13 protein-coding genes are annotated in these 13,738 nt (G+C 46.7%); 7 read left to right on the forward strand and 6 right to left on the reverse strand.

Annotation, left to right across the window (positions count from 1 at the left end; genetic code table 11):
- Positions 1-24 precede the first annotated feature (24 nt).
- Positions 25-489: a hypothetical protein gene (locus H1230_RS15055; RefSeq protein WP_239716641.1), complete on the forward strand. Its 465-nt coding sequence runs from the start codon at positions 25-27 to the stop codon at positions 487-489.
- Positions 486-1,094 (forward strand): class I SAM-dependent methyltransferase, encoded by a 609-nt coding sequence (locus tag H1230_RS15060; RefSeq protein ID WP_239716643.1) that lies wholly within the window; start codon positions 486-488, stop codon positions 1,092-1,094. Before H1230_RS15055 ends, H1230_RS15060 begins: the two co-directional genes overlap by 4 nt.
- Positions 1,095-1,155: 61 nt before the next feature.
- Here the strand turns inward: H1230_RS15060 and H1230_RS15065 are convergent, their stop codons facing one another.
- From H1230_RS15065 to H1230_RS15075, 3 genes are all read right to left on the reverse strand, one after another.
- On the reverse strand, positions 1,156-2,406 hold the full coding sequence (locus tag H1230_RS15065; RefSeq protein ID WP_239716645.1) for a winged helix-turn-helix domain-containing protein: 1,251 nt from the start codon (positions 2,404-2,406) through the stop codon (positions 1,156-1,158).
- A gap of 146 nt (positions 2,407-2,552) precedes the next feature.
- Positions 2,553-4,631 carry an ABC transporter ATP-binding protein gene (locus tag H1230_RS15070; protein ID WP_239716648.1) on the reverse strand — a complete coding sequence of 693 codons (2,079 nt, stop codon included), beginning with the start codon at positions 4,629-4,631 and terminating at the stop codon, positions 2,553-2,555.
- Between the two features lie 163 nt (positions 4,632-4,794).
- Positions 4,795-6,543, reverse strand: coding sequence for an ABC transporter ATP-binding protein (locus tag H1230_RS15075; protein ID WP_239716650.1), 1,749 nt, complete (start codon positions 6,541-6,543; stop codon positions 4,795-4,797).
- 494 nt (positions 6,544-7,037) lie between these two features.
- On the opposite strand from H1230_RS15075, the gene H1230_RS15080 reads away from it, so the two are divergent.
- On the forward strand, positions 7,038-7,355 hold the full coding sequence (locus tag H1230_RS15080; protein ID WP_239716652.1) for a HesB/YadR/YfhF family protein: 318 nt from the start codon (positions 7,038-7,040) through the stop codon (positions 7,353-7,355).
- A gap of 89 nt (positions 7,356-7,444) precedes the next feature.
- Here H1230_RS15080 and H1230_RS15085 read toward each other — a convergent pair whose 3' ends face one another.
- Positions 7,445-7,960 (reverse strand): ADP-heptose synthase, encoded by a 516-nt coding sequence (locus H1230_RS15085; protein WP_239716654.1) that lies wholly within the window; start codon positions 7,958-7,960, stop codon positions 7,445-7,447.
- A gap of 125 nt (positions 7,961-8,085) precedes the next feature.
- Between H1230_RS15085 and H1230_RS15090 the strand changes: the two genes are divergently transcribed.
- A complete protein-coding gene (locus H1230_RS15090) occupies positions 8,086-9,834 on the forward strand; it encodes an ABC transporter ATP-binding protein (protein ID WP_275591228.1) in 1,749 nt (582 codons plus the stop codon).
- Between the two features lie 104 nt (positions 9,835-9,938).
- Here H1230_RS15090 and H1230_RS15095 read toward each other — a convergent pair whose 3' ends face one another.
- Complete coding sequence (locus tag H1230_RS15095; RefSeq protein WP_239716656.1) at positions 9,939-10,382, reverse strand: DUF441 domain-containing protein; 444 nt, start codon at positions 10,380-10,382, stop codon at positions 9,939-9,941.
- Between the two features lies 1 nt (position 10,383).
- Positions 10,384-11,388 carry a YpdA family putative bacillithiol disulfide reductase gene (locus tag H1230_RS15100; protein WP_239716657.1) on the reverse strand — a complete coding sequence of 335 codons (1,005 nt, stop codon included), beginning with the start codon at positions 11,386-11,388 and terminating at the stop codon, positions 10,384-10,386.
- Between the two features lie 195 nt (positions 11,389-11,583).
- Here H1230_RS15100 and H1230_RS15105 point away from each other — a divergent pair, with 195 nt between their 5' ends.
- The 3 genes from H1230_RS15105 to H1230_RS15115 all read left to right on the forward strand — a co-directional run bounded on the left by H1230_RS15105 (position 11,584) and on the right by H1230_RS15115 (position 13,605).
- Complete coding sequence (locus tag H1230_RS15105; RefSeq protein ID WP_239716659.1) at positions 11,584-12,180, forward strand: DUF2087 domain-containing protein; 597 nt, start codon at positions 11,584-11,586, stop codon at positions 12,178-12,180.
- Between the two features lie 121 nt (positions 12,181-12,301).
- Positions 12,302-12,757, forward strand: a complete 456-nt coding sequence (locus H1230_RS15110) for a DUF3939 domain-containing protein (RefSeq protein ID WP_239716661.1) — start codon at positions 12,302-12,304, stop codon at positions 12,755-12,757.
- A 176-nt stretch (positions 12,758-12,933) separates the two neighbouring features.
- Entirely contained in the window at positions 12,934-13,605 is a 672-nt protein-coding gene (locus H1230_RS15115) for an HAD family hydrolase (protein WP_239716663.1), read from the forward strand.
- The last annotated feature ends 133 nt before the right edge of the window (positions 13,606-13,738 follow it).

The raw sequence follows: 13,738 nt of genomic DNA on the forward strand, positions 1-13,738 counted from the left end.
CAAGAGACTAAAGTGGGAGGAAAGATGAAGGATACACAAATACCGGGGAGTGAGCAGTCCAAAGAGTTATTCGCTTATTTCGGATTGGCAGTCTACTATTGTCAGGCGTTGGAACAGCAGTTAACGAACCTGCTGCTGCTTACCAAGATGTCTCAAGGGAAGACACCTACGGAAGCGGAACTCGCTGATCTATATCAGCGAAAGCTCAGCAATTCACTCGGCCAGCTCATCAAAGAAATCCAGCATCATTTTCCTTTCTCAGAACAAGAGACTGCCCAGCTTCAGCAGGTCTGGAAGCAGCGAAATCACATTGTGCATGATTATTTTAAAGAACGGATTCAGGAGACATTTACGCCAGCAGGCCGGGCACAAATGATTCGCGAGCTGAAACGCTTCAAGAATAAAGCCAGCAGGCTGGAGATCAAATTACAGGGATATTGCACGGAAATGTACTCTAAATTAGGACTAGAAGAGGAGCATTTAATATGAATACGATATACAAGCAAACTCCTTTATATCGGTTTTTGATGTTCTGTAATGAAACCAATTTGGAAAGAAAAATTCTGGATTGTGGAGCGGGAGGAGAGACCCCACCGTTAGGCTTGTTTGCAGAGCATGGCTATACGACTTATGGTATTGACTGTGATCTACTGCAAATTGAGATCGCCAATACATATGCCCGGGAAAAGGGATACAATCTTAACATTAATCTGGGAGACATGCGGAAGCTGGATTTTGCAGATCACTCACTCAGTTTCGTCTATTCCTACAATTCTATATTTCATATGAGAAAAATAGAGGTTAGTCAGTCCATACAAGAATTGAAGCGTGTATTAAAACCAGGCGGACTGTTATTCGCCAACTTTCTGACAGTCAACGATTTTCGCTGTGGTACTGGTGGCGATCTGGGAGAGCATCAATATGAACAATTCGATGATGATCTGCCCGTAATTCATTCCTACTACAGTGCTGATGAGCCGGATGCTCTGTTCAGTGATATGGAGGTGCTCTATAAGGAAGATCGGGTGCTGGAGCGGATCTTTGAAGGAGAACGGATACGGCAAGGTTTTGTGGATTATATAGTGAAGAAATAAGAAAATAAACGTCAAACCCCTAACCTTTGGGAGATTTGACGTTTATTTACGTTCGAGATCCCTACCAAGCACCTTCTTCTAATTTCTCAAGTCCGCAAGCAGCAGCGACGACGGGGAGGAACTGAATCGACGTAGCCCTTGCGCAGCGTGCTAACGAATTTAGGGCATTCTTGAGCGCCGGAATCATGTCCGCTGTTAAGGATTCTCCCGGTTCCCACCACCAATTTACAATGTTCAATATCCCACTTTTCTTATCCATTACAGGTTCGAATCGGCCGACGAAACGATCCTCGTACAGTAGAGGAAGTACATAATAGCCATATTCTCGTTCAGCCGCAGGCTTGTAGACTTCCCAGCGGTAGTGAAAGTCGAACAATTGACGGATGAGTTCACGGTCCCATATTAGATTGTCCAGCGGTGCCAAAGCTGCTGCAAAAGGGATATGGGTAGGGTGGATACCAGTATTTTCTGCTTCCTCCTGCAGAATAAGCTCCAAGGTGGGAACATCCATGGTGCGCATGTATAACGGCAGCTTTACGTCTGCGACTCTCACTTCTCTGATACTGTCCTGCAGCAATAGTCGCTCGACCGCAGCGGTTCGTTCTTTGCTCTTAAGACCGAAAATACCCAGCCAGCCGTCACCGGATTTATTCCATTGCAGCCCAATACTGCCGATCCGACGCAGCACATACCAGTCATGATACTGCTCCGGTGTAACATTAGGCTCGTCAGCTTGAAGCAGATGTTCAGGCAGCAGCTTAGCAGCAAAGTCGTAATAGCGGCGCGTATGCACCCGATGGTGTACGACCAGCTCGCCCCAGTAGAACATACTCTCCAGTGCGGCCCGCGACAATCTGGCTGGAGCCCAGGCCCAGTCAATCTTCTCCGTCCGTTCGAAATCCAGTGAGCAGAGAGGGCCACCTTGTAGCAATGCTTGGCGGACCTCTGTGACAGTGGATATTAAGGCATCATTTCCATCATGGCGTGTGGAGGCAGGTACCCTGAGCCTGCGAAAATAGGGCCAGTCCTCCGTGCAATAAATGGACATATTCTTATCCCAGCCGTCCACCAGCAGCCTGTCCTTGTATAGTAGCTCTTGTACAAGCTCTGGCGTAAATCCGGGAACACGTGCCTGCAGTACAAGCTCGTGATTATGCCCGGCGATGCTAAGTGGATCATATTGAATACAGCCCACATGGCGCACATAATCATAAATGCTTTGTTTGCCTTCTGGCAATGCTCCGGAAGCTAATTTCTGATGACGCAGCAAAAAAAGTCGGGCCTGCCTCTTGGTTAATGTATAGGAAATCATCGACTATCACTCCGCTCTTATGTATATATTCCCATTATACGGAACAAACGTTCTGTGTTCAAGCAGCAAGAATTCTATTCATTACAAAAAGCCCTTGGACTGCAACGAAGCAGTACCAAGGGCTTATTAATATTAGGGTGGTTTGATTATAACAGTGAGTTTGCTGCCGTCGCCGGTGTTATGGGTACAGCAGGGATGCTTGCTCCTCCTGCGGCTCCAGCTCCAACCTGCAACTGGTACATATTGAAGTATCTTCCGCCAATCGCCATCAGTTCCTCATGGCTGCCGCGTTCTACGATCTCGCCGCGATGCAGCACCAGGATCTGGTCAGCACTGCGGATTGTGGACAGGCGATGCGCGATGATAAAGGTAGTGCGTCCTTTTTTAAGCACCTCCAGCGCATCTTGTATGACACTCTCTGTTTCCGTATCAATATTGGAGGTTGCTTCATCCAGAATGAGGATAGCTGGATCGAAGGACAAGGCTCTGGCAAAAGAAATCAGTTGGCGCTGACCGGCGGAAAGAGTACTACCTTTCTCAACAACCGGCTCATCAAAACCTTGGGGAAGATGGGATAGCAGCTTATCGGCACCGACCTCGCGCAAGGCCCGTTCAACCCGCTCCCGTGATATTCGTTTGTCCCCTAGACTGACATTGGAGGCGATGGTACCCGTGAAGAGATAAGGGTCCTGTAATACGATACCCATGTGGCTGCGCAGCCACTGCTTAGGTATAGCGGTAACCTCTTGCCCGTCAATCGTGATCGAGCCGCGCTGCGGATCATAGAAACGGAACAGCAGGTTAATGATTGAGCTTTTGCCGGAGCCGGTATGACCCACGAGCGCAACTGTTTCGCCTGGACGTGCCTCAAAGGAGATATCGCGCAATACGAAGTCTTTTTTATAAGCAAACGAGACATCCTTGAAGACCACATTCCCTTTGTAGCGCGGCATGGAACCATCGGTGACCAGTTCTCCGGGTTCGTCCATCAACGTAAATACACGTCCTGCTGAGACCATGGAGGAATCGAGGTTGGCTAGCTGATTGACCATACCGGTAATAGGCTGGAACATCCGGCCCAAGACATCGACAAAGGCATACAGGACACCAAGTGACACAAAAGTCGTGCCGTCGAGACTGCCAAATCCGAAATACCACAATACCAAGACAAAAGAGAGACTGCGCAACGAATTAACCAGATTGTGGGACGTAAAGGCATTTAGATTGAGCATTTTATTCTGATATTTCAAGTAATCATCGTTCAGTCCCTCGAATTCTTCTCTACGCTGCTTCTGGCGGCGGAAAATACGGATGATTGACATTCCCTGAATCGATTCATTAATAATGGCATTGATCTCACTGAGACGTGAGCGGATAATCGTGTTGTATTTGGTGGCGATTTTGCGGTATAGAATGATCCAGAGCACAAGAATGGGAATGAGGAACAGGCTGAGTAGACCCAAACGGACGTCAAGCAGGAACATGGCTACATAGACCCCAATAATATTGATAATACCTGTGCTGAAATTGGATAGAACGGCAATGAACAGATCTTTGATCGCTTCAGTATCATTGGTTACCCGGGAGACGACCTTGCCCGCAGGCAAATTGTCAAAAAAGTAAACGGGCAGCCGCTGGATATGCGCATACACATCGGTCCGCAACTTGCGGATGACCTGATTGGCTGAGGATTGAAGCCAGTAGGTTTTACCGAACTCTGCGAAGATCGAGATGACGAGAAACAGAGCGTACAATCCTACCAGCTCATAAATACCGGGCAGCTCAGGTTTGTAAAAGGAAAATAATTCATTTGCGGAAAGCTTGACTGCAGGGTAGCTTAGCTCTTTGTCACCACGCTGAATATATAGCACTCCATCACGGTACGTTCTTTGTCCTTCAGGCTGAGCTACTGCTTCGTTAATGAAATAAAAGCTTCTTCCCTCTTGAAGCAGGCGAATTTCCTGACCCTTGGCTTCTCCCGGCTCAAACCGGTCGCCACGTTTATAATAGGTATTGTTATATTCCGCAGCCTCTTTGGAGGAGTCAACGGTCTGGAAATAAGGCTTCTCGATCGCCAGCATATGATTGTCGATCATGCTCTTGGCGATAAAAGGGCCAGCAAGCTCTGCCGCAACTCCGATGGACAGGAGCAGAAGGGCGGCGATAAAGGTCTTTTTGGCAGTTAATGCGTATTGCAGCAGGCGTTTGCCTGTACTTTGTGTCAACGGTGACACCCCCTAAAAGTTTTACGAAGCCTAAGGCTTCACTGAATGTTCTTCGCAGTAAAACTACTTCGAAAGCATAGGCCAAGTTTTACGAAGCCTTACGCTTCACTGAAGTATACTCCGCAGTAAAACTGCCTCGAAAGCATACGCTAAGATTTGCTTATTATTCATTCGTTAAGTTATTCTCAAGCTGCTGCCGATCGTACTGTTCACGATACCAGCCATTCATACCAAGCAGCTCTTGATGTGTGCCCCGTTCAATAATATGTCCGTTGTCGAGAACAACGATAATGTCGGCATGCTCAATGGCGGAGAGACGATGCGTTGAGATCAAAGTTGTCTTACCCGAACGCTCTTGCCGGATGTTCTCGATGATTCGGGCTTCCGTACGTGCATCTACGGCTGATAAGGCATCGTCCAGAATCAGAATATCCGGATTGGCGATAAAAGCTCTGGAGAGGGAGACACGTTGCTTCTGTCCGCCGGAGAGGGAGACTCCCCGTTCCCCGACCAAGGTATCCAGACCCTCGGACAAGGTCCCGAGGTCATTCTGGAAGGCAGCAGCGGTTATGGCTTTCATAATCGTTTCATCATCAGCCTTATCAAGACCGAACTGAATGTTCTGGCGCACGCTTTTGGAGAACAGGATCTGCTCCTGCGGAACATAACCCATCCAGCTATGCAGGCGGTCGAGAGCAATATTGTCAATCGGTACACCCGAGATTAGAAGTTCACCGCTCCCGCTCGGATATTCATGCAGTAATTGCTTCAGCAGTGTTGATTTACCGCTGCCGGTGCGGCCGACTACACCTAGTGTTTGCCCTTGCGACAATGAGAGGCTTACTCCATTAAGGTTATCAATGGTTGAGGTGGGATAACGGAAGGTCACATTTTTTAGTTCGATACTGCTTGGACTAGCAACTTCTACTGGCTGCGCTATATCCTGTACATCTGGTACTGAATTCAGCGTTTCATCAATGCGTTCGAGTGAAGCGCCACCCCGTTGCATGATATTAATCAGCTCACCTATGGCGAACATCGGCCACACAATCATTCCAAGGTACATATTGAAGGAGACAAGATCTCCAAGGGTGATTTGATTGCGGAAGACAAGGTATATGCCATATGTGAGCCCAATAATGTAGCTCAGTCCGACACAGAAGCGGATCGTTGGTTCAAAAAAAGCATCAACACGGGCCACTGCCATATTCTTGCGGTATACATCTTCCGTAATGTCCGCGAAACGTTGCTCATCCAGCCGTTCCTGCACATACGCACGGATAACCCGCACTCCGGATACGGATTCAAGCACCTGGTCATTCATATCGCCAAAAGCGTCTTGTGCCAGACTGTAACGGTCATGAATGGCCCGGCCATAGAAAATCATTGCTACCGCTATTAGCGGTAGTGGCAATACAGCAGCCAATGTAAGCTTCCAACTGACCAGAGAGCCCATCGCCAGCAGCACGACTGACAGAAAGATCGTAGAGTCACACAGCGTCAGCATCCCGAAGCCTACCGTTGCCGAGACCGCACGGATGTCATTGGTCGCCCGCGCCATCAAGTCTCCGGTACGATTGCGTTCAAAGAAGGATGGGGTCATGGTCATAAGACGGTTCATATAGCGGGAACGCAGCAAGCGCTCTACGAGGTTGGAACCCCCAAACAGCTTATGCATCCATATGTAAGTGATCCAATAGATGATGAGCAGCATGGCGATTATTGCCGAAATATACTTGATCAAAGAAGTAGCTGTAATTGAGCCACTTACAATCTCGTCAATGGCATTACCGAGGAGACGTGGGGGAAGAAGTTCAAGTACTCCGGCAATGATAAGCAGAATAAGGCCGATAAAATAACGTTTTTTCTCCCGGCGAAAGAACCACCCGAGATTTTTGAGAACAGAGAACAAGGTAAATCCCATCCTTTCGAGTTAAATGGTTGTCGGCTGTTTGCAGGGAATTCAGAATAGTGGTCCGCTCAAAAGCATACAAAAAGGCATATCATCCGAAAACGGACGATATGCCTGTAATTTACAGCTTATCATGCGCACGGTGCTAAGACAGCACCAGGCATGGAGAGATTGTCATGTACTGAAATCAAGCGCTACGCGTATATCGCTAGATATTCAGGATGGTTCCACCACTTGGGCTGCTTCGGTATTTGGTTGTGTGTAGTTGCCGACAATAGTATAAGATTGCACTGGTACAATATTAAACACCGCTCTCACCCTTTCTTTCATTTGGTAATAACTTGAAGACGCTTCGTTATGAACCGAGTTTATCACTCACTTCGAGACCTTGTCAAATGTATTTTTGAACAAATTGTTAATCCCTTATGGTGTATAGTCATTTGGAATATTAGCATTTTTTAAGTATGATAAGAATCACAAAGGAGCTGAGAGAGATGAGTATGGAAATAAGTCAAGCCGCGGCTGCCTGGTTCAGAAGAGAGCTTGGCCTAGCAAATGGAGACTATATTCGTTTATTTCCCCGTTATAGTTCGGGTGGTGGACTTCACCCCGGATTCTCACTGGGTATAGCTACTGAAGCGCCGGGACGTCCGGCGAACAGAGTGGAACAAGAAGGAATAGTGTTCTATATGGAAGAGCAGGACTTATGGTATATGGATGGATATAGCCTATCTATCGTGTACTCCGAGGTTGAGGATGATATTGAGTATAAGTACAAAGCATTGACAGCAACCGAAACTTTACGGGAGTAAATATACAGATTGATATTTCAGAAATGGGTGGTTTCTGCATAATACAAAAAGCCCTTGCCAAAAGGCATGGGCTAATATGCATATTTGTATTAAGGAGAGCTGCGAAAAGATTCTTCCTCCATCGCGAAATCGAAATCATCAATATCGTATACCTGAACAGGAATCCCGCCTTCAATAATACGTTGGATCAGCTCAAATTGATCGGTCAGGATGGGTACCTTCTCACGCTGGGATGACAACAGAAGTTCGGTTTCGATTGGATCGAATACTTCCCCATAGGTTTCAGTATCCAAGCTGTTAATAATCGTGATCTGCGCCTGTCCACCGAGCAGAATGGCGGAGCTTTTGGCCCAGGGGATGGAGAGGCAGCGATTGATTTTCTTGGAATTCAGCGGCTCTTCGAAATAATCGATTAGCTCACGAATCTTAAGTTTGACATGCTTGTCATCGTCCGGGCGGTTCATTAACGGTTCATCGCTATCCCGTAATTCGTACAATTCTATTATAGTTGTATAAGGCACTATATATTCCACAGGGCTACTCGGAACGAGCAGTTGACCGTAGATCGCCATCATGACGGCTTCCGTCACAAATTGTCTAGACATCGTTATCCTCCTGAAGTTCGGGTACTGCAATCGTACTTATGGACTTAAAAATATAAAAACATTGTAGAGCGCAAAAGTCAACAATACCTTGTAATCTCGATGAAGTGAAGGGACAGAACAATTCAGTGAAGCAATGGAAATCCTATTACCCTTTTGTTCGGCCCTATATGAAATTGATAATAATTACGCTCATTATTGGCATGATCAAATTCAGCATTCCCCTGACCCTGCCAATGATCCTGAAATATATTGTGGATGATCTGCTGCTGAATCCGAATATGACGGTTCAGGAGCGGGTGTCACAGCTAATGCTTATTTTGGGTGGAGCTTTTATTTTGTTTGTAATTGTTAGGGGGCCGGTGGAATACTTCCGTCAATATTTTGCCCAGCTGATTACCAGCAAAGTACTTTTCGACATGCGAAACAAGCTATACAGCCATTTGCAGCGTTTATCGCTGCGGTATTACCAGAATACCAAGGTGGGAGAAGCCATCTCCCGATTCATCAATGATGTGGAGCAGACCAAGAATCTGGTGGAAGTGGGGATGATGAACATATGGCTGGATATGTTCACGCTTGTGTTCGCATTGGCGTTTATGTTTTACCTCAATCCGACGCTTGCCCTTGTATCCATCGCCATTTTACCGTTTTACGCCATTGCTGTAAATACGCTATACAAGCGGCTTAAGATACTGACCAAGGACCGCTCACAAGCACTTGCTGGGATTCAAGGATACCTGCATGAACGGATTCAGGGCATTGCGATCATCCGCAGCTTCACGATGGAACAAGTAGATCATAAGCAATTCGAATCTATCAATAAGCATTTTCTGGAAAAAGCAATGGCCCAAACCCGCTGGAATGCGATCACCTTCGCCATTATCAATACACTGACGGATATTGCACCGCTGCTCGTCATTGGTTATGGAGGATATCAGGTTATCCTAGGAAACTTGACCTTGGGCACCTTTGTTGCGTTCTTCGGTTACCTTGACCGCATGTATGCGCCGTTGCGGCGCTTGATCAACTCCTCGACGGTGTTGACCCAAGCCTCGGCTTCCCTGGAGCGGGTGCTGGAGCTGTTGAATGAGCCTTATGATATTGTTGATGAGCCAGGTGCTAAACCTCTGCTTGGAGCAACTGGTGCCATTGATTTTAAGCAGGTATGGTTTAAATATAACGATGAGAACGAATGGGTGCTGAAGGATATTTCTTTAAGCATCAAGCCGGGGCAGACGATTGCTTTTGTAGGAATGAGCGGGGGAGGCAAGTCGTCCTTGATTAGCCTGATTCCGCGTTTCTATGATATTAGCGAAGGCAGTCTCCAAATGGACGGGCAGGATATAAGGGGGCTGACACAAGAGAGTCTGCGCAGAACCGTCGGTATGGTGCTTCAGGATAATTTCCTGTTCAGTGGTTCAGTGCGTGACAATATCCTCTTCGGCAATCCTGAGGCGCCGGAGGAAGATATTATTGCTGCCGCTCAGGCGGCCAATGCCCATGATTTCATTCTGCAGCTGCCGCAGGGCTATGATACCGAGGTTGGCGAGCGCGGAGTAAAGCTGTCCGGTGGACAGAAGCAGCGTGTAGCCATCGCACGAGTATTTCTTAAAGACCCAAAGGTGCTCATTCTGGACGAGGCTACCTCGGCCCTGGATTTGGAATCGGAGTATCTGATCCAACAAGCGCTGCAGGCACTTTCTTCCGAGCGCACCACCTTGATCGTAGCCCATAGGCTGTCAACGATTACACACGCAGATCAGATTGTGGTGCTGGAGAACGGTGCAATCACCGAACGTGGGACACATGATCAACTGATGGCTGTGGAGGGAAGTTACGCCAGACTGTTTAATGTGCAGCGTCTGGATGGGTGATTACTGGCAGCAAGGTTAGAATGAGAAATTCATAATACATTTACGGGTCGCCTGATGAAGGCGGCCATTTTTTGCATTGAACTTGCTCAAATACTCAGCATGAATTACATTCTCCCAATCAACAGTGACAAAATGCCAGCCGCGATGAGCGGGCCCACCGGGACACCCTTGAAGAAGGCCACGCCGATCACTGTACCGATCAGGAGTCCGGCAACAACAGTAGGCTGACTGCCCATAAGTACCGCGCCTCGTCCACCAAGGTAGGCGACAAGAATACCGATGGCGATCGCTAACAGTGACTTCCAGTTCAGAAATGACTGGCCAACCATCTGCAGCGATATTTTACCGCTGGCCAGCGGTGTCATCACACCGATGGTCAACACGATAATCCCGACGGTCAGGCCATACTTCTCCAGCCACGGGAAGGCCTGCTGTAATCCAAGCACTCTCAGCAGCAGCAGGACGACCATGGCGATGGTCACAGGTGAATTGCTGCTGATGATACCTAGTGCTGCCAATCCAAGCAAAAGCAAAGAGGTCAAGTCCATATTAGTGATCCATCTCCTTATCCTTGCTGCACTGTTTCGAGAGGATATGGTCCACAATAAGCTTGCCATGTCCCCGACCGGTCTCAATAAAGACCTCATTAGCATTGCGGCCGGAAGCGATTACACCGGCTACATACAGTCCGGGCACATTGCTCTCCATGGTGGATGGATTAAATGCTGGTTTCTCCAGTTCGTCGTCCATGACAACGCCTGCTGAAGTAAGGAGGATGCGGCTAGGCCGGAAACCGGTTAAGGCCAGCACAAAATCATTATCCACAGCTTCAGTTTCTCCATTTGGCAACTGAATGATTACAGAGTGTGGTGTAATTTCCACTACACGTGATTGGATATGCAGTGTGATTTTTTCTTTTTTTACCAGGCTTTCAAAGATTGGCCGAACCCAGGGTTTAATATTCTCTGAGATGCTATCTCCGCGATACACCATGTCTACGGCAGCTCCTACACGGATCAGCTCGAGCGCCGCATCCACTGCCGAATTGCTGCCGCCAATAACGGTAACCCTCATACCCGTATAAGGATGGGCTTCTCCAAAATAATGAGTCACCTTAGGCAGCTCTTCGCCGGGGATTCCGATCATATTAGGCTGGTCAAAGTAACCTGTCGCGATCACAACGTGGGCAGCTTGCCGAGTCTTGTGCTCACCACGCGAATATGAAGTATGTACGGCGAACGTTCCATCATCAAGAGGCTCGACAGATAAAGCTTCTTCATAGGCGGCGATTTCCAGACCATGCTGCTGTGCAGCGCGACGATAATAGACTAGTGCTTCATGACGGAAGGGCTTATCATTTGGCGATGTAAAAGGAACACCCCCGATTTCCAGCAGCTCGGCTGTACTAAAAAATTGCATGTTGGTTGGATACAAATAAATGGAATGTACGATAAAATTTTTCTCAATGATCAAGCTAGTAAGCCCTTGACGCTGACATTCCATGGCTGTCGAGAGCCCACAGGGACCTGCCCCGATAATAATTACATCTTTCATTTTGCTGGCAACCTCCTGTTAGTTCCTGTTCGTTTCTTTAAATCCTACCCCAAACCCAAGTTTTTTTCCATAAAGGCCGGTTTTTATGGTGGAAGCGGTTGATAAAGCCGCATTTATTGTTGTATAATTAGATATATATCTAAATTGCTTCGCCGCTTTATCTTCAGTCTATGAATGTTAGAGGAGTGTCTACCCGTGCAACTTGATAAAATTGTGAAATATCATAAGGCTTTAGCTGATCCTACCCGTCTGCGCATGCTGCTGATTCTGTCCCAGGGAGAAATGCATGGACAGGCACTGGCCGAGAAATTGAATTTATCGCAGCCAACAGTAACTCATCATGCTTCCAAATTGCGTGAGGCTGCGCTAATTAAAGAACGTCGCGACAAGAACACTGTCTATTTCAAGCTGAATCCTGAATTTATTACGGCTACAGCAGATGCTTCATTGCAATTTATTTTTGCTAAGGGGGTAGAAGGTATGGAAGAACAATCATCGGACAACAGTCTCAAAGAAACGGTGCTGCGTAATTTTTTCTCCAAGGATGGTCGTCTGCGGCAAATTCCAGCACAGTATAAGAAAAAACTCATCGCCCTACAGTATATTGTGGAGAAACTGGAGCCCGGAGTCATCTACACGGAAAAAGAAATAAATGAGTTCATTAAGCCATTTCATGATGATTTTGCTACTATCCGCCGTGAGTTTATTATGCATCAGTTCATGTATCGGGAGAATGATAAATATGAACTAAACCCGCAGGAGATGTGGACTCACTGGGAATATGTCAAATAATGAACTTATAAATGGTAACTTTCTGTGAATATTGGGAAGAATACTGATTAAATATTCAGAAAACGAATAAACTGGAATTGTAAGCGTTATCTGACATATACTTCGAAAGGAGACTTTCAGTATGATATTCAAACGCGCTAAGAAAAATCCCATTTCAGATCAAGTAATGGTCACTTTGCCACAGGTCAAGCAGGCTGTAAAGCAATTCGAAGCTGATATGCCCACTCCGATTAATCGCACGGCTCTTATCATGGCAGATAAAAGTATTGATCTCGCTCGTCTAAAACGTTATTTGGGTGGAGTACCGCAGCAAAAGTTCTATATGTCGCGTGAAACATTCGAAATCTTTACCGAAGAAGACAAGCTAGTTCCTTATTACCTCGATTTGGTTCAGTCTGCGGTAGACAATTATATTAATGATACAGGAAAGCTACCGCTAATCGAGGACTCCTGGTTGCCTGAGGTCCATTACCGACTGCTCTCCACAGAAAGTTATCTTAAGGAAACACCACCTTTTCCATTATATATCACGGACGAGGAAATGATGCTGACACACAGGCCGGAGCATTTTGAGTAAGGAAGTGACCCATGGATTTATGCAAATGATTTATGAATTTGATCAGTAGGACTGTTTTGAACAGAGGAGAATCGGTTTCCTTTTTCAGAATGGTCTTTTCTTTGTTTGTAAAGGCATAGTACAATGAATTCCTGAAGAGAGCGGATTGAAATTAAGCACATAAGGGGAATCATTGCATGAAAGAAATACAAGCCTTGCTATTTGATCTAGACAATACATTAATGGACCGTGATCATACCTTTCGCAGTTTTAGCACGCAATTTGTCCGTGATTTTCTGGGATATTTAAATCCCAAGCAGGCGCAGGAGGTAATTGAGGATATCATTCTCCGGGACGCTGACGGTTACAGGGATAAAGACGGTTTTTTTGCGGAGCTCGCTCAGGAGCTGCCTTGGCAATCTCCAGTCTCCGCTTCAGCCATCCGTGTGTATTATGACGAAAGCTATATAAAGCATGGAGCATTGATGAAACATGCCCTTGATGTATTAAAATACTGTCGGGATCGTGGTTATATTCTCGGACTGGTTACTAACGGAAAGACGGATATCCAATATGGCAAAATAGACTCCATCAATCTGCGCGACTACTTTCAAACCATCGTTATCTCTGGAGAAGTAGGGATCAGTAAGCCGGACCCGGAAATTTACCTACTGGCGCTTGCACGGCTGGGTACAGATGCCGGACAAACCTTGTTTATCGGCGATCATCCTGTGAATGATATCTGGGGAGCGGGTAAAGCCGGGATGGAAAGTATTTGGCTGCGGAGGAACCATGGCTGGGACGATTCGCTGGATGTACATCCATGGAAGACCATTAACGAGCTGGATGAGCTCAAGGACATTTTGTAAATTATGACTATGAGTTAAATGATTAGGTTGACATTATGTGGGATCAACGTTTATGCTTACAACAGATTATTTCGGAAGGGGATGATATTTATGACAGTCTATACATTATCGGTTGCAACTGTTGTGGATACGT

The sequence above is a fragment of the Paenibacillus sp. 19GGS1-52 genome (assembly GCF_022369515.1).
Lineage (GTDB): Bacteria > Bacillota > Bacilli > Paenibacillales > Paenibacillaceae > Paenibacillus_AQ.

Bases quoted from the DNA above. Each gene is read 5' to 3' on its own strand.
- H1230_RS15055 (WP_239716641.1), top strand. From the start codon at position 25: ATGAAGGATACACAAATACCGGGGAGTGAGCAGTCCAAAGAGTTATTC.
- H1230_RS15115 (WP_239716663.1), top strand. From the start codon at position 12,934: ATGAAAGAAATACAAGCCTTGCTATTTGATCTAGACAATACATTAATG.
- H1230_RS15080 (WP_239716652.1), top strand. From the start codon at position 7,038: ATGAGTATGGAAATAAGTCAAGCCGCGGCTGCCTGGTTCAGAAGAGAG.
- H1230_RS15085 (WP_239716654.1), bottom strand. From the start codon at position 7,960: ATGTCTAGACAATTTGTGACGGAAGCCGTCATGATGGCGATCTACGGT.
- H1230_RS15065 (WP_239716645.1), bottom strand. From the start codon at position 2,406: ATGATTTCCTATACATTAACCAAGAGGCAGGCCCGACTTTTTTTGCTG.
- H1230_RS15060 (WP_239716643.1), top strand. From the start codon at position 486: ATGAATACGATATACAAGCAAACTCCTTTATATCGGTTTTTGATGTTC.
- H1230_RS15095 (WP_239716656.1), bottom strand. From the start codon at position 10,382: ATGGACTTGACCTCTTTGCTTTTGCTTGGATTGGCAGCACTAGGTATC.
- H1230_RS15100 (WP_239716657.1), bottom strand. From the start codon at position 11,388: ATGAAAGATGTAATTATTATCGGGGCAGGTCCCTGTGGGCTCTCGACA.
- H1230_RS15110 (WP_239716661.1), top strand. From the start codon at position 12,302: ATGATATTCAAACGCGCTAAGAAAAATCCCATTTCAGATCAAGTAATG.